Origin of the sequence: Streptomyces sp. NPDC050211, assembly GCF_040656035.1 — a bacterium.
GTDB lineage: Bacteria > Actinomycetota > Actinomycetes > Streptomycetales > Streptomycetaceae > Streptomyces.
Window position 1 is genome coordinate 97,441 of sequence record NZ_JBFALC010000030.1, and the last position, 16,093, is coordinate 113,533.

At 70.4% G+C, this 16,093-nt stretch carries 13 protein-coding genes; 3 read left to right on the forward strand and 10 right to left on the reverse strand.

Annotated features, from left to right (window positions below):
* The 3 genes from AB0I98_RS27220 to AB0I98_RS27230 all read right to left on the reverse strand — a co-directional run bounded on the left by AB0I98_RS27220 (nucleotide 1) and on the right by AB0I98_RS27230 (nucleotide 2,485).
* The gene (locus AB0I98_RS27220) at nucleotides 1-453 is read right to left on the reverse strand and encodes a cyclic nucleotide-binding domain-containing protein (protein WP_362946209.1); all 453 of its coding nucleotides are present in this window, start codon (nucleotides 451-453) and stop codon (nucleotides 1-3) included.
* Between the two features lie 266 nt (nucleotides 454-719).
* Nucleotides 720-2,213 (reverse strand): aminotransferase class I/II-fold pyridoxal phosphate-dependent enzyme, encoded by a 1,494-nt coding sequence (locus AB0I98_RS27225; protein ID WP_362946211.1) that lies wholly within the window; start codon nucleotides 2,211-2,213, stop codon nucleotides 720-722.
* 50 nt (nucleotides 2,214-2,263) lie between these two features.
* Nucleotides 2,264-2,485, reverse strand: a complete 222-nt coding sequence (locus AB0I98_RS27230) for a hypothetical protein (protein ID WP_362946213.1) — start codon at nucleotides 2,483-2,485, stop codon at nucleotides 2,264-2,266.
* Nucleotides 2,486-2,636: 151 nt separating this feature from the next.
* On the opposite strand from AB0I98_RS27230, the gene AB0I98_RS27235 reads away from it, so the two are divergent.
* Nucleotides 2,637-3,068, forward strand: a complete 432-nt coding sequence (locus AB0I98_RS27235; protein WP_362946216.1) for an ATP-binding protein — start codon at nucleotides 2,637-2,639, stop codon at nucleotides 3,066-3,068.
* A 9-nt stretch (nucleotides 3,069-3,077) separates the two neighbouring features.
* Here the strand turns inward: AB0I98_RS27235 and AB0I98_RS27240 are convergent, their stop codons facing one another.
* Nucleotides 3,078-5,321, reverse strand: a complete 2,244-nt coding sequence (locus AB0I98_RS27240) for an FUSC family protein (RefSeq protein WP_362946218.1) — start codon at nucleotides 5,319-5,321, stop codon at nucleotides 3,078-3,080.
* A 90-nt stretch (nucleotides 5,322-5,411) separates the two neighbouring features.
* Complete coding sequence (locus AB0I98_RS27245) at nucleotides 5,412-6,788, reverse strand: NAD(P)/FAD-dependent oxidoreductase (protein ID WP_362946220.1); 1,377 nt, start codon at nucleotides 6,786-6,788, stop codon at nucleotides 5,412-5,414.
* A 307-nt stretch (nucleotides 6,789-7,095) separates the two neighbouring features.
* Between AB0I98_RS27245 and AB0I98_RS27250 the strand changes: the two genes are divergently transcribed.
* A complete protein-coding gene (locus AB0I98_RS27250) occupies nucleotides 7,096-7,698 on the forward strand; it encodes a hypothetical protein (RefSeq protein WP_362946222.1) in 603 nt (200 codons plus the stop codon).
* A gap of 14 nt (nucleotides 7,699-7,712) precedes the next feature.
* The gene (locus AB0I98_RS27255; protein ID WP_362946224.1) at nucleotides 7,713-8,273 is read left to right on the forward strand and encodes a fibronectin type III domain-containing protein; all 561 of its coding nucleotides are present in this window, start codon (nucleotides 7,713-7,715) and stop codon (nucleotides 8,271-8,273) included.
* An 8-nt stretch (nucleotides 8,274-8,281) separates the two neighbouring features.
* Here the strand turns inward: AB0I98_RS27255 and AB0I98_RS27260 are convergent, their stop codons facing one another.
* The 5 genes from AB0I98_RS27260 to AB0I98_RS27280 form a co-directional block, all read right to left on the reverse strand.
* Nucleotides 8,282-10,186 (reverse strand): AMP-dependent synthetase/ligase, encoded by a 1,905-nt coding sequence (locus AB0I98_RS27260; protein WP_362946226.1) that lies wholly within the window; start codon nucleotides 10,184-10,186, stop codon nucleotides 8,282-8,284.
* A gap of 125 nt (nucleotides 10,187-10,311) precedes the next feature.
* Nucleotides 10,312-12,516 (reverse strand): 1,4-alpha-glucan branching enzyme, encoded by a 2,205-nt coding sequence (gene glgB / locus AB0I98_RS27265; protein ID WP_362946229.1) that lies wholly within the window; start codon nucleotides 12,514-12,516, stop codon nucleotides 10,312-10,314.
* Nucleotides 12,517-12,520: 4 nt separating this feature from the next.
* Nucleotides 12,521-13,888: a maltokinase gene (locus tag AB0I98_RS27270; RefSeq protein ID WP_362946232.1), complete on the reverse strand. Its 1,368-nt coding sequence runs from the start codon at nucleotides 13,886-13,888 to the stop codon at nucleotides 12,521-12,523.
* Nucleotides 13,889-13,916: 28 nt separating this feature from the next.
* A complete protein-coding gene (gene treS, locus AB0I98_RS27275) occupies nucleotides 13,917-15,635 on the reverse strand; it encodes a maltose alpha-D-glucosyltransferase (protein ID WP_362946234.1) in 1,719 nt (572 codons plus the stop codon).
* Nucleotides 15,632-16,093 (reverse strand): alpha-glucosidase C-terminal domain-containing protein (locus tag AB0I98_RS27280; RefSeq protein WP_362946236.1); only part of this gene is annotated, 462 nt, incomplete at its 5' end. The genes treS and AB0I98_RS27280, both read right to left, overlap by 4 nt.

A 16,093-nucleotide genomic window follows, 5' to 3' on the forward strand; every position in this document is an offset into this window, starting at 1 on the left:
CTACAGGCCCCGCCGGTGCATCGCGTACTGCTCCATGAGCTTGCCCCGGGTGGTCTCGAGCCGGTGCGCGAGGATCTCCGCAACGGTGCGCACCAGCGTCAGCCCGAGCTGCGCATCCTCCTCGCACAGCTGGAGCACGGCCGCCGCGTCGAACTCGTAGGCGCGTACCGGGCTGAACGCCTCCGCGCCGAAGTCCCACTCGTGCGGCGGGAACAGCCAGGACCAGCCGAGTAGATCGCCCGCGCCGAGACTCGCCACGGTGACCCGCCGCAGGGAGTTCACCCGCTGTGTGAGCGAGACCGCGCCCGAGCGGATGACCCAGAAGCGGTCGGCCCGGCCACCCGCCTCGAAGATCCGGCAGTCCTCCGGGAAGGAGACCTCCCGCGCGAGCGCCATCAGGCGCTGCCGCTGGGGCGGAGGAAGGGCAGTCAGCAGTTTTATCGCTTTGGTCATGACGCGGGGCTCCTCGCCGGCGATCGGATCCGGTGCTTTCCCTACGCCCATTTCAGCCGCTGCCGACGCCCGGAGCACCTCGGCGGACAGCAGTTGCGGACGGCAACCCCGAGTACCCGCGGCGGGCATGAAAAAGCCCTGGCTGGACGGGGGAGGCCAGCCAGGGCCGTTCTAGGCGGTGTCGGAGGACGGATACGGTCGACCCCGTCACCACGTATGAATGAACCGTAAACCATCACGGGCCCTTTCGCGCACTTGCAAGCCGGTCAGGTGACCCGTTTCACGTCGGGCCCGGGTTTTACGACCCGCACCGTGTCCAGGGCCGGGTCGCTGGGGTCCGGGAGGTTCATGCCCGCGGCCAGGCCTGTCACCAGGTACCGCAGCACCGGTTCGGTGAGCCGTTCGCCGGGCAGCGCGGCTGGGATCCCCGGTGGGTAGGGCGTGATCATCTCGGCCACGACGCGCCCGGCGGCCGCGTCCACCGGAACGTCCTCGGTGGGTCCGAAGAACGCGTCCCGAGGTGTCATCGCCGGCTCCAGGCGCAGCTCCGCCGGTGCCGGAACGTCGACCCGTGGGGCCGGGGGCATGGAGGGCGCGGCCTGTGCGAGATCCTTCAGCGCGGCGAGCAGCTCCCCGGTGGTCTCCTCGTCGTCGCCGTGGGTGATCTGCATGCCGATACGACGGTGGTCGGCCAGGTGGGCGTCCACGCTCCGGTGCGCACGGAGCCAGTCGGCGGCCTGGTACCCGGTGATGCCGAGGCCGTCGAGGTCGATCATGACGGGCAGCGGGTCGAAGTCTGCGGCGAGTCCCGCACCGCAGAAGTCGTCGCGGTCGTTGACGTGCGTCCCGTCGATCTGCTCGACGGCGGCCCGGACCTCGGCGACGAGTTCGAGCGTGGCGCCCATGATCTCCTTCCCTCGCAGGGCCATCTGCCGGCGCCAGCCGTCGAGACCGGCGAAGATCAGCACCGACGGGCTGGTGGTGCCCAGCAGGTCCGCCCGCAACCGCAGCAGTTCCGGCGCGACGAGGTCGCCCCGCAGATGGAAGACCGAGCCCTGCTCCAGGCCGCTGCCCATCTTGTGGATGCTGGTCACGCAGATGTCGGCGCCCGCGTCCATGGCCCAGGACGGCAGATCGTCATGGAAGGGCAGATGCGCGCCCCAGGCCTCGTCGACGATCAGCGGCAGCGAGCGCCGGTGGCAGACCCGCGCGATCGCGTTGAGGTCGGCGCAACTGCCGTACGGCGTAGGGCTGGTGACCAGGGCTCCCTTCGCGTCGGGGTGACGGTCGAGGGCCCGCTCGAACGCCTCCGCGGACGGCGAATGGGCCAGATGCCGGGCACCGTCCCACTGCGGATCGACCCACACGGGCTCGATCCCGGACAGGATCAGTCCGGCGGCGACGGACTTGTGGGCGTCGCGCCCCAGCACCAGCTTCTCGTGCGGGCCCGCCAGCGTGAGCATCGCCGCCTTGACGGACAGGGAGCTGCCACAGGTGGTGAAGAACGTGTGCTCGGCGTGCACCGCGTCGGCCATCAGCTCCTCGGCGCGCTCCAGGACCCGCCCCTGGTGGAGCCGGTCGTCCAGACCGCCCGACGCCAGGACGTCACCGAGGAAGACCGCGTCCCCCAGCACCGCCCGCACCGCCGGGTCGGCCCCGCGAGCCTGTTTGTGCCCGGGCGGCGTGAACGACAAGTGCCCCTGGCGGCGATAGTCGTCCAAGGCCTCCAGGACCGGTGCGCGTGCGTGATCGGCCGTCATGCGCATCCGGGTTCCCGGCAGCACGGCAGGCAATCCGCTCCGGTCCCGGGTCAGCCCTCCTCGCTGTGCCTGCCCGGGGTGACGATCTCGTCCAGCACCCCGAGCACGGCCTCGTACGCCAGCGTCCGTACGGCCGCGTCCCGGGCCTTGTCCGGCTCGGCGGGCGTGAGCGCGTCGCTGCGCGACCGCCACGTCCGCTTCTCCTGTTCGGCGTAGGCCCTGGCCCGCTGGATGCGCCGCAGCAGTTCGTCCGAGTCCACGACATCCGTCATGTGATCCGGGTACCCCCGTGTCGGGCGGCTACGACCCGCACTCCTGTTCCCGGGCAGAGGTTTGGCGGGATGCGCAGGGGTGAGGCGAACAACTGTGACCTCTTACACAGCCGGGCCCGGCTTCTTTCCGTATCGAACAGGAGCCAGAGGTATGTACGAGGATCGCAGGACCGGCATCGGCGCGTCGGCCCCGAGCTGGCCCGGGCGGAGTTGTGCACCCGCCGAGGCGCGCAGAACCGTGGAGCGTGTGGTGACCGAACGCTGCCGCGCCACCGGAACCGCGTGCGGCGCCGCCGCCCTGTCGGACGCCCTGCTCGTCGCCACGGAGCTGACGACCAACGCGATCCTGCACGGCGGCGGGGTCACGGACTTCCGTGTCGACGTCGAGGGACCCGCGGTACGGGTCTCGGTCTGCGACCGCAGCGACGCCCTGCCGGTGACCGAGCCGCCGGTCGACGCGGAAGGGCGGCAGCGGCCGGGCGGGCGCGGCTGGCCGATCGTTCTGCGGCTCGCCCGCGATGTACGGGTCGCGGACCTGCCGTCGGGCGGCAAGTGCATCACCGCGGTGGTGCCGCTGTCCTGAAGACCCGCGTCACTTCTTCGACCGCGACCCGACGGGCACGTTCAACGGCCGTGCCAGACCGACCACGCCCTCGTCCAGGCGCTGCAGATGGCGCAGCACACGGTCGGTGACGCGGCCGAACCGGGGGGTGCCGGGGATGTCGGGCTCCAGCAGCGAGGCGATGCTCGGGCCGGTCTCGACCTCGGCGGTGCAGTGCTCGTCCGCGACATGCCCGGCGATGGCCTCGATGTTGTGCGCGATCCGCCGTCCGGCCCGGCGCAGCCGGGGGTCCGCCGCGATCGACGGGTGGGTGGGCAGGAGTTCGGCGGTCGCGGCCAGCGCCCGCGCGTGGTACGCGCAGGTCTCCAGGAGCGCCACCACATAGCGCGCGGTGTCACGTCGCGTCCGCAGGGGCGTGATCGGATGGGTGAGCGGCTGCGTGGCCGCGCTCAGATCGGCCAGCGCCTCGTCCAGGTCGCGCGCCTTGTCCAGCAGATCGACCTCCGGCCCGCCGCTGAGCTGGTCGATGGCGGCCTCGGCGACCTCGCCGAGCCGCTCCAGTACCGTCCCCAGCAGATCGTTCGTACGACGGTCCGTGTGGACCGGCAGCACCAGCGCCGCCGCGACGATCCCGCAGGCCGCGCCGAGCGCCGTCTCCTCCACGCGCAGCAGCAGCACCGAGAGGCTGTAGGTGTGCAGCAGGGTGTAGAGCAGGCCGAGTGCGGCGGTGACGAAGAACGACATCAGCGTGTAGGACAGCGGCGCCGTGTAGAACATCGCGAAGACGCACAGCAGCACCAGCGCGAACGCGGGCCAGGTGTGCCCGGCGACGAGGCCCGCTAGCGCGATCCCGGCCACGACACCGAGCACGGTCCCCAGGAGCCGGCGGTAGCTCTTGACCAGGATCTCGCCCGTAGACGCCGTGTTGATGAAAACGATCCAGCAGGTCAGCACAGCCCAGTACCAGCGCTGGCTGGAGAGCAGCTCGCCCCCGGCGATGGCGAGCGCCGAGCCGACGGCCACCTGCACGGCGGCCCGTGTCGTGGGGCGGCGCAGCCCCGTTTCCGTCGGCTCGCTCTCCTCGGCGCCGGTGATGGCCGCGTCCTCGGCGTCGAGTTCCTCGCGCGAGCGGGCCGTCGCCGGGGTGTCGTCCGACTCGTCCTGCGGGCCGTCGAGGGCGATCCGGAGCCCGAGGACCGCGCGGGCACTCTCGCCGATGCCGCGGAAGACGTCCTGCACGGCGGGCGGCGCGGGCGGCAGGTTCTCCTCTTCGCGGTAGCCGAGCAGCCGGTTGCGCACGTGGGACAGCCCCGTACCGGTGTCCTGGGAGACCGGCCGCAGCACGAGTAGCCGGAGGGCGTCCAGGTCGCGGCGCAGCGTGGCGGTCGCCTCGTCCCGCACCGGAAGCGGGCTGCCCGTCGGGGCGGGCGCGCCCGGCAGATGCAGGGTCAGCGTGTCCGCCCGCTCGGCGCTGCGCGCGGTCAGCAGCAACAGGCCGAGCCGTTCGGCGGCGACCTCGGCGTCCGCGACCCGGCGTTGCAGCAGTCGCGCCACCGTCTCGTCGGACGTCCCGTCGTCGAGCCGGCCCTGGATCAGCATGGCCGTCTCGTGCAGCCGCGCCGTGCCGTCGCGTACGTCCTCCAGCGCCTTGTCGACGTCGTCGGGACCCGCGTCCAGCAGGTCGAGCTGGGCGGACACGAGCTGGGCCAGCCGGGCGCGGAACGCCTCCCGCAGCCGCTCCAGCGTCCCCGCCGCCGTCTGCGGCACCACCACGAAACGCATGGCGGCGCTGCACAGGAAGGCGACGACGATCGCCCCGCACAGCTCCGGCAGGGCCGAGACGGTGGCGCCGACGAACAGCGACAGGAAGTACACCTGGAAGGCGATCAGACCGAGCGCGGTGCCCCGGTCGCCGAACCTGCGCACATACACACCGGCGAAGACCAGCATGACGAAGAAGGCGTCACCGGCCGCCACATGGGAGTGCAGCAGCGCCCCCAGGCTCACGGCGGCCAGCGCCACCGGCAGGCCCAGCGCGAGCGTGACGGCCTGCTGGGCGCGCTGATTCTCCCGGATGGCGAAGGTGGCGACCATCGCCGCCATGGCTCCCGCGACCAGATGGGTCACGTCGGATCCCAGCAGAGCGAGCACGGCCAGCGCGAGGGCGATGGCACCAACTGTCCGCAGTCCGGCGGTCAGTCGTAGCAGGCCGGGGTCGGACGCCGCCGCGAGGTCCCGCAGCCGCGCCCGGTCCCTTCGTCCCGCTGCTCTCACTCCGCCGTACTCACTCCCGCCGCCTGCCAAGATCCGGCCTCAGCATCGCACGCCGGGCCGATGCTCAGCAGAGCCGGTCAGCCACGGGCGTCACTGGTCCTGCCGGTCCGTGCCTTCGACATGCGCCCGCACCTGTTCGGGCGTCAGATACGAGTGGATGTACTCGAAGTCATGCAGCTTGGCGGGCTTGCGGGACTGGAAGCCGGTGCGCACGAAATCGTCGCCCGCGAGCGCGTTGAGCACCCAGTTCGTCATGACCCGCGTCTTGGCGACGTTGGTGCGCAGCGCCGACCAGTGGTAGCCGCGGGCCACCGCCTGCGCGGGCACGCCCCGCAGTTCGATGCCGAGCGGCTTGGACACGGCGTCCTTGCCGCCGAGGTCGACGACGAGGCCGAGGTCCTTGTGGACGTACGGCACCATGGGCTGGTTGCGCAGCGTCGCGATGACGTTGTCGGCGACGCGCTTTCCCTGGCGCATGGCGTGCTGTGCGGTCGGTGGGCAGACCGCGCCCTCCTCGTCCTTGGCCTTGTCGGGCACCGCGGCCGCGTCGCCGAGTGCGAAGACACCGTCGTGGCCGGGCAGGTTCATCTCGGCGGTGACCGCGAGCCGCCCCCGGACCGTCTCTGCGCCGAGGGTGGCGATGAGCGGGCTGGCGACCACGCCGGCGGTCCAGATCAGCGTGCGGGTGGGGATCACGCGCCCGTCGGTGAACGTGACTTCCTCGGGTCCCGCCTTGGCGATGGAGACGCCGAGGGAGATATCGATCCCGCGCCTGCCCAGGATCTCCTGGGCGCTTCGGCCGAGCTTGGTGCCCAGCTCGGGCATCAGCTTCGGCGCGATGTCGATCAGATGCCACTTGATCAGCGCCGGGTCGATGCGGGGGTAGCGCTTGACGGCGGCGTGGGTGAGGCGCTGGAGGCAGGCGGCGGTCTCGGTGCCCGCGTATCCGCCGCCGACGACCACGAACTGCAGCCGTGCGGCGCGTTCGGCCGGATCCTGGCTGGCGTCGGCGAGATCCAGCTGGGAGATGACGTGGTCGCGGATGTAGGCGGCCTCGGCGAGGGTCTTCATGCCGAACGCGTGGTCCGTGAGCCCGGGGATGTCGAAGGTGCGGGTGACGCTGCCGGGTGCCAGCACGATGTAGTCGTACGGCTCGTCGACGATCTGGCCGTTGATGGTGCGGATGACGCATACCTTGGCCTTGAGGTCGACGCCTATCGCGCCGCCCGGGATGATCCGGGTGCGGTACTTCTTGCTGCGGCGCAGCGATACGGCGATCGACTGCGGCGTCAGCACGCCGGAGGCGACCTGGGGCAGCAGCGGCAGATAGAGCTGGTAGGCGAACGGCGTCACCAGGGTGACGTCGGCCTCGTCGGGGGCGAGTTTGCGTTCCAGGCGGCGTACGCACGCCACTCCGGCGAAGCCTGCGCCAACCACCAGGATCCTGGGTCGTGTCACGGTGTCCATCCCTTCTGCGGCTCCAGCCGGTCTTACTGGACGCGGTTCGTATGCCCCTGGATCACTGGCTCGCACCTCATCGATCCCACCGTGCCTTCAGCCGTTCCGCCAGCCGGGTACGGCAGGCAGACGAACGCGTCGATGACCACCATGCCCCGCCCGGTGCCCCGGCGCACCGGGCGGGTGTGAATGAGGTGTGTGCGCGAAGCCTTGACGGGTGATTGGTCTGGTCCTACCGTCCGAGACGTTCGTTCAGGACAGGGATCGAGATTCACATATATGACTACCTCGATCACCCCCCACCCCAGGAGGCAGGATGTACCCACGCCTGCGGACGCTCACCGTGACCACCGCGGTGTGCGCCACGTCGTTACTGGCCGTCCCTCACGCCGTCGCCGAAGTGGAGCCCGGCGGCTGGCAGTCGGTCTCACCCAGCTACACCGTCCAGGAGCGCGGCTGCGGACAGGTCGACGGCCTGACCTTCCGGCTCACCTGCTCGACAGCGAGCGGAGACCAACGGGCTGAACGCCGCTACGCCACCTACACCGGCGGCACCCGGCAGTTCGAGGGCTACTTCCGCATCACCAACCTCAGCGGCACCCGGATCAGCCTCAAACAGACCTTCCACGAGTCGGGTTCGGGCCCGTACTTCATGCTCGCCGTCGAGCGCGGCGGCCGGCTGTACGCGGTGCACGGCGGCACCACGCTCTCCAACGCCGGGACCGTCGGCGCGACCGTCCGCGTCAACACCGTCCATACGGTCGGCGACGAGCACCGCACCTACATCAACGGCTCGCTGAAGCACAGTTACGACAGTCCCGGCGGAAGCTTCTACGACAAGTTCGGCGCCTACCGCACCAACAGTGGCAACGGAACCGCCACCGTGGAGTGGAGCGGCATCCGGTTCTGGCGCAAGTAGGCGCACGCAGTCGTATGCCCTGGACATCACGTATCGCGGTGCCGGCAGCGCTGTTCCTGGCGCTGTCGGCCTGCACGACCCCCGCGCCAAACCCCGACCGGCCGCTGAAGGCCGCCCTCACCACACCCACCGACGCCGTCCTGACCTGGCACGACGACCGGCCCGGCGTCGCCGGCCACGTCCTGGAGTTCGCCACCGAGGAGGACGGACCGTATACCGTGCTGGAGTACCTGCCCCGGCAGGTGACGTCATACCGGCACCCCGACCTCATACCGCACACGACGTTCCACTACCGGCTGCGGTCCTATAGCGGTCCCACCTCCGCACCGGCCCGCGCCGACCGCACGGAGAGCATCCGCTTCACCTGGACCGACGAGTCGGACGACGAGGACGGCTTCCTGGTGGAGATCCGCGGAAAGGGCGGCACCTGGTACGAACCGGTCGCGGTGCTCGGCCCGGACGTCACCTCGACCGAGCTGGCCACCCTGCCCGGCGAGAAACGCGCCTCCTACCGGATCCGGGCCGTCGTCCTCGGTGAGCAGTCCAACGTGGTGCGGCTGACGACGGGGGAGTAGGCGGCAGATCACCGGAACACGTTGTCCGACTCCTCCCAGCCCGCGGTCTCGTCCGGCGCGGTCCGCCGAAAACTGCGGGAACGCGCCTGGTACATGGCATCGATCTCGAACGCGTAGTGCTCGACGATCGCGTCCCGGCGCAGCTTCATCGACGGTGTCAGCAGGCCGTTGGACAGGGCGAACGGCTCCGGCAGCACCCGGAAGACGCGGATGGACTCCGAGCGGGACACGGCGCTGTTGGCCGCCGCCACGGCACGCGCGATCTCCTCCCGCAGCGCGTTCTCCTCCCGGGCGTCCCGGCTCGGTGTGTCGCTCGGCAGGGCGAGCGCGCCGCGCCAGTGCGCCAGGAACTCCGGGTCCAGGGTGATCAGGGCGCCGACGCAGGGCCGGTTGTCGCCGACGACGACGGCCTGATGGACCAGGGGATGCATCCGCAGCCGCTGCTCCAGCGGCGCGGGCGCCACGCTCTTGCCGCTGCTGGTGATGATGATGTCCTTCTTGCGGCCGGTGATCGTCAGATAGCCCTCGGGGTCGAGCCGTCCGATGTCACCGGTCGCCAGCCAGCCGCCGCGGAGCGCGGCCCGGGTGGCGGCCTCGTTGTTGACGTAGCCCTGGAAGACGGAGGGACCGTGCACCAGGATCTCTCCGTCGTCGGCTACCCGGATGTTCGTGCCCGGCAGTGCCTTCCCCACGGTTCCGGACCGCTCCCGGCCCAGCGGCTGCATCGTGATGCCGCCGCAGGTCTCCGTGAGGCCGTAGCCGTCGTGGACGTAGATGCCGATGCCCTCGTAGAAGAGGGACAGTTCGCGGTTGAGCGGGGAACCGCCCGAGGTCGCGCGGCGTGCCCGGCCGCCCAGCGCCGTTCTGAGCTTGCGGTACACCGTCCGTTCGAACAGGGCGTGTTGCAGCCGCAGGTCGAAGGCCGGCCCCGGTCCCTCGCCGAGCCGTTGCCGTTCGCAGGCCGCGGCGAAGTCCCGTGCCGTGTCGGCCGCCTTCTCGAACAGGGCGCCACGGCCCGTCTGCTGGGCCGTCCGCAGGAAGTTCTTGTAGATCTTCTCGAAGACCGACGGAACGGCGTAGAAGTACGTCGGCCGGAAGGACTGCAGGGCCGACACGAGTGCCCCCTCGCTGATGTCGGGCTGGTGGCCCATGAGGATGCCGCCGCGCAGACACAGACCCTGGATCATGAGGCCGTAGACGTGCGAGAACGGCAGGAAGGCGAGCACGGACGGCTGCTCTCCCGGCGGTGCCGCCGTGTGGCCCCAGCCCGCGAGCAGCGTGTCGCAGGGGCTCGCCAGCCCACGGTGGCTCAGCGCGCACCCCAGAGGATGCCCCGACGTGCCGGACGTGTAGGCGATGACCGCCGTGGAGTCCGGCATCACGATCCGGCGCAGCGAGTCGACCGTGGCCAGCGGGATGAACGCGCCCCGTTCCGTCAGCTGGTCCAGCGCCCCCGCGTCCAACTGCCAGACGTGGCGCAGCAACGGCAGCCCCGAGCACACGGAGCCGACGGTCATGATGGCCTGCTCGTCCTCCACGACCATGGCCACGCAGGCGGAGTCCCGCAGGATCCACTCGATCTGGTCGCGCGACGACGTCGGATAGATCGGCACGACCTCGGCGCCCACCGCCCACAGGGCGTAGCTGAGCACCGTCCACTCGTACCGGGTACACGCCATGATCGCCACGCGGTTGCCCGGCAGGATCCCGCACGCGACGAGCCCCTTGGCCACGTCGACCACTTCGTCGCGGAGTTCGATGGCGGTCACCTCCTCCCACACCTGGGAGGTGGGGTGGGAGCGGCGCGCGAGCACCGGGAGGGTGGGCCGGAGGTCCGCTGTCTCGAAGACGGTGTCGGCGAGTCCGCCGGTCATGGGCGTGGTGGTCGGTGGAGCGAGGGCGAAGTCGCGCATGCGCTGCTCCTGCTGCTATGTACGGGCTGTGACTTCGCCGACGAGCACAGTTATCGGCGGGCTCGAATCTAGCCCAGGTGACAGCCCATGGTGCCGGGAACGGAGAAGTCTCCTCCGCCCGAGCGTCACACGGTGTACGGCGTCAACCACACCGTGGCCAGCGGCGGCAGCGTGATCCGGAGGTGCCCGTCCTCCGGTGTGACCGGGCCGGGGTTGGTGACGTCGCTGCCGCCGTACTTCGCCGCGTCCGTGTTGAGCGTTTCGTGCCAGGCGGGGACGGTGCCGGGGACGCCGAGGCGGTAGTCGTGGCGGACGACGGGGGAGAAGTTGGAGACGGACAGGAGCGGAACGCCCTTCGCGTCGTACCTCAGGAAGGCGAAGACGTTGTCCTCCCATGCGTCCCCGATGACCCATTGGAAGCCGGACGGTTCGGTGTCGCGCTGCCACAGGGACGGGGTCGCCCGGTAGATCGTGTTCAGGTCGCGGACCAGGTCGCGCACCCCGCGATGGTCGGCCTCCGCGCCGTAGTCAGGATCCAGCAGCCACCAGTCGGGTCCGTGCGCCTCGGACCATTCGGCGCCCTGGGCGAACTCCTGGCCCATGAAGAGGAGTTGTTTGCCGGGGTGGGCCCACATGAAGCCCAGATACGCACGGTGGTTGGCGCGCTGCTGCCACCAGTCGCCGGGCATCTTCGAGACCAGGGCCTGCTTGCCGTGGACGACCTCGTCGTGGGAGATCGGCAGGACGTAGTTCTCGCTGTACGCGTACACCATCGAGAAGGTCATCTCGTTGTGGTGGTACTTGCGGTGGACCGGCTCGTGCGCGATGTAGCCCAGCGAGTCGTGCATCCAGCCCATGTTCCACTTCAGGCCGAAGCCCAGGCCGCCGCTGTCGGTCGGCCGCGTCACCCCGTCCCACGCCGTCGACTCCTCGGCGATCATCACGACCCCGGGCGCCCGCCGGTACACGGTCGCGTTCATCTCCCGCAGGAACGCCACCGCGTCCAGATCCTCCCGCCCTCCGTACACATTGGGCGCCCACTGACCGGAGTCACGCGAGTAGTCGAGGTAGAGCATCGAGGCGACGGCGTCCACCCGCAGCCCGTCGATGTGGAACTCCTCGCACCAGTACACGGCATTGGCGACAAGGAAGTTGCGCACCTCGGTGCGCCCGAAGTCGAACTCGTACGTCCCCCAGTCCGGATGCTCGGCCCGCCGGTCGTCTCCCGGCTCGTACAGCGCATCGCCGTCGAAGCGGGCCAACGCCCAGTCGTCCTTGGGGAAATGGGCGGGCACCCAGTCCATGATCACGCCGATGCCGGCCCGGTGCAGGGCGTCCACCAGGTACTTGAAGTCTTCGGGGGTGCCGAGGCGGGAGGTGGGGGCGTAGTACGACGTGACCTGGTAGCCCCAGGAGCCGCCGAAGGGGTGTTCCATGACCGGCATCAGTTCGACGTGGGTGAAGCCGAGGTCCTTGACGTAGGCCGGTAGCTCCTCGGCCAGTTGACGGTATGTCAGCCCGGGCCGCCAGGACGGCAGATGCACCTCGTACACGGAGAACGGCGCCACATGCACGGGCACGTCCCCACGCCGCGCCAGCCACTCCGAGTCGCCCCACTCGTAGTCGGACGCCGTCACCACGGAGGCCGTGTTCGGCGGGACCTCAGCGCGGCGGGCCATCGGGTCGGCCTTGAGGAAGCGGCCGCCGTACCGGGAGGTGATCTCAAACTTGTAGCGCGTGCCCTCGTCGATGCCGGGCAGGAACAGCTCCCACACGCCGGACGAACCGAGGGAGCGCATGGGGAACGCCGTCCCGTCCCAGCAGGTGAAGTCCCCGGCGACGCGCACACCTTGAGCGTTCGGCGCCCAGACGGTGAAGCGGGTGCCGGTGACGCCCTGGTGGGTCATCGGCTCGGCGCCGAGCGCCCGCCACAGCTGCTCGTGCCGGCCCTCGCGGATCAGATGCAGATCGAGATCGCCGAGGGCTGGCAGGAAGCGGTACGGGTCGTGGACTTCGTGCTCATCGTCCTCGTAGGCGACCACCAGCGTGTACGACGGAATCGCGTCCAGCGGCAGTACGGCGGAGAAGAGGCCGTCCCCGTCCGAGGCGAGCCCGGTGCGCCGGCCGTCGATCACGACGCTCACCGCGCGGGCGAACGGACGCAGCGCCCGGAAGGCCACCCCGCCCGGCACCGGATGGGCGCCGAGCAGGGCGTGCGGGTCGTGGTGGGCGCCGGCCAGGAGGCGCTCACGGTCGGCGGGGTCCAGGGGCGCGGCCGTGGGCGGCAGCGGGCCGGACGGCTCGGGGAGGGAGGTGTCACGCAGGGCCACGGCTTCAGCTTCCTCTCACGGCGAGACGCTCGATCGCCGCCATCGGCACGGAGAGCCAGTCCGGACGGTTTCTGGCTTCGTACAGCACTTCGTACACGGCGCGGTCGGTCTCGTAGGCGCGCAGCAGCCCGTGCTTCTTGCGCGGGTCCCAGCCCGCACGGGCGGCATAGCCCGCACAGTAAGCCTCCCTGCAGCGGCGCGCCCACTCGGGACGCCACGGCCGGCGCTGCCGGGCCGCGTAGTCGAAGGAGCGCAGCATGCCCGCGATGTCCCGCACCGGCGACTGGGCGCTGCACCGCTCGGCGAGCGGCCGGGACGGCTCGCCCTCGAAGTCGATGACGAACCACTCGCGCCCGGCGCGCAGCACCTGCCCGAGGTGCAGATCGCCGTGGATCCGCTGGGCGGGTGGCCCCGTGTCGCAGGCCGTGAGCGCGGAGAACGCGGTCCGCAGGCCGGGGACGAACGGCCGCAGCGCCGGTACGCAGTGGGTGGCGGCGTCCAGCCGCGAGATCATCGCGGCCGCCGTGCGGCCGTGCTCCTCGTGCGCGCCCGCTGGGAAGGCCGACGCCAGCGCGAGGTGCACCTCGGCCATCGCCTGCCCCAACTGGTGCGCCTGCGCGGTGAAGTCGGCACCGGACGACAGCGCGTGCAGCGCCAGGGTCCAGCCGTCGGACGCGTCCCGCAGATACGGCTGCAGCACGCCGAGCGTCGCCTCCTGCGGATGCGTGGTCCGGAACCAGGCCACCGGCGCGGGCACCCGGCGGCAGCCCAGCTCGGCCAGCGCGCCCGGTACCTCCAGGTCGGGGTTGACGCCCGGCTGGATGCGCCGGAAGACCTTCAGGATGTACATGTCGCCGTACACCAGCGAGGAGTTGGACTGCTCGGCGTCCAGCAGCCGGGGCGGCAGTCCGGCGGGGATCTCCGCGGCCGGGTCAGCCTCGAAGCGGAGGGGGCCCACCGTGCCGGGATGCCGCAGCCGCTCCAGGAGGAGCTGCGCCGAGCGCGGGTCGTGCAGCGCGTCGTACACCGTCAGGCCGGCCAGCGGCCCGTCCTCCGCCCGCCCGATCAGGGCCCGGCCGAGACGCGGCGACAGATGCCTGCGCACACCGAGCAGCAGCTGGTAGCAGTCACCGGCCGGCGCGGGACTCGCGCCGCCGGGGGCGGGCACGGCCGGAGGGCCGGCGTGCACCAGCAGATGCAGACAGCCCGGATACAGCTCCGTCATGGACAGCAGCGCGAGGTCGGTGACGGGCCGGTCCTTGCCCGCGAACCACCGCTGCCGCGGCAGCCATTCGCGCAGCAGCCCGGCGAGCGAGGCCATGGGCCCGGCGACAGCCGTACGACTGGGGTGCAGCGATGCGGTCTTCGGCATGGTGACGCGTCCTTTCCTCGGCGCCCACTCAGTGGCGTCGGCCGATGCGGGATGCGACTCGGACGAGCCGGAACCAGTAGAAGCCGTGGCCCCCCAGGGTCAGCAGGTACGGAAGTTCACCGATGGCGGGGAAGCGGACTCCGCCGAACAGCTCAACGGGATGCCGGCCGCTGAACTCGCGCAGGTCCAGCTCGGTGGGCTGCGCGAAGCGCGCGAAGTTGCTCACGCAGAGCACCAGGTCGTCCTCGTACTCGCGCAGGAACGCGATCACCGCCGGGTTGGAGGACTGCAGTTCGGTGTACGAGCCCAGCCCGAAGGCCGGGTTCTGCTTGCGGATCTCGATCATGCGGCGGGTCCAGTGCAGCAACGACGAGGGTGAGGACATGGACGCCTCGACGTTCGTGACCTGGTGGCCGTAGACCGGATCCATGATCGTCGGCAGGAACAGCCGGCCCGGGTCACAGGTGGAGAAGCCCGCGTTGCGGTCCGGGGTCCACTGCATCGGCGTGCGGACGGCGTCGCGGTCGCCGAGCCAGATGTTGTCGCCCATGCCGATCTCGTCGCCGTAGTACAGGATCGGGCTGCCCGGGAGGGACAGCAGCAGTGCCGTGAACAGCTCGATCGTGTGGCGGTCGTTGTCGAGGAGCGGGGCGAGCCGGCGGCGGATGCCGATGTTGGCGCGCATGCGGGGGTCCTTGGCGTATTCGGCCCACATGTAGTCGCGTTCCTCGTCGGTGACCATTTCCAGGGTCAGCTCGTCGTGGTTGCGCAGGAAGATGCCCCACTGGCAGTTGGAGGGAATCGCCGGAGTCTTGGCGAGGATTTCGGAGACCGGGTAGCGGGATTCCCGGCGTACGGCCATGAAGATCCGCGGCATCACCGGGAAATGGAACGCCATATGGCATTCGTCGCCGCCGGTCCGGTAGTCGCCGAAGTAGTCGACGACGTCCTCCGGCCACTGGTTCGCCTCCGCCAGCAGCACGGTGTCCGGATACAGCGCGTCGATCTCACGGCGGACGCGTTTCAGGAACTGGTGCGTGGCGGGGAGGTTCTCGCAGTTGGTGCCATCGGCCGCGTACAGATACGGCACGGCGTCGAGCCGGTAGCCGTCGACGCCCAGGTCCAGCCAGAACCGGAGGGCGGCCAGGATCTCCTCCTGGACGGCCGGGTTCTCGTAGTTCAGATCCGGCTGGTGGGAGAAGAACCGGTGGAAGAAGTACTGGCCCCGGACCGGGTCGAAGGTCCAGTTGGAGGCTTCCGTGTCGACGAAGATGATCCGGGCGTCCTGGAACTGCTTGTCGTCGTCGGCCCACATGTAGTAATCGCCGTACGGGCCGTCGGGCTGGAGGCGGGACTCCTGGAACCACGGGTGCTGATCGCTGGTGTGGTTCATGACGAAGTCGATGATGACGCGCATACCGCGCTGGTGGGCGGCGTCGACGAATTCCACGAAGTCGGCCAGGTCACCGAATTCCGGCAGGACGGCCGTGTAGTCGGAGACGTCGTAGCCGCCGTCCCGCAGGGGCGATTGGAAGAAGGGCGGCAGCCAGAGACAGTCCACGCCCAGCCACTGGAGATAGTCCAGCTTGGCGGTCAGGCCGCGGAGGTCGCCGACGCCGTCGCCGTTGCTGTCCTGGAAGGAGCGGACGAGGACCTCGTAGAAGACCGCTCGCTTGAACCACTCCGGGTCCCGGTCCTTGGCGGGAGTGTCCTCGAAGGTGTCCGGGACGGGCTGGTTGACGGTCATGACACTGCCGACCCTCCGTTGGGCGCCCGCTCCACGTGGAGTACATGCGCGGGAGCCCGGCCGGGCTCCAGGCGGACGTAGTTGGTCCTGCCCCACCGGTATGTCTCACCCGACAGCTCGTCGTGCACGGACACCGACTCGTGCCAGTCCAGGCCGAGTTGCGGCATGTCCAACGAGACCGTGGCCTCCTGGGCGTGGTGCGGGTCCAGGTTCGCGACCACGATCACCGTGTCGTCGCCCGTGCGTTTGCTGTACGCGATGAGGGCGTCGTTGTCCGTTTCGTGGAAGGTGAGGTTCCTGAGCCTTCGCAGTGCGGGGTGGCGTCGCCGGATGGTGTTGAGCTGGGTGATCAGCGGGGTGATGGTGGCCCCCGCGCGTTCGGCCGCTTCCCAGTCGCGCAGCTTGAGCTGGTACTTCTCCGAGTCGAGGTACTCCTCGCTGCCCTCGCGCAGCGGAAC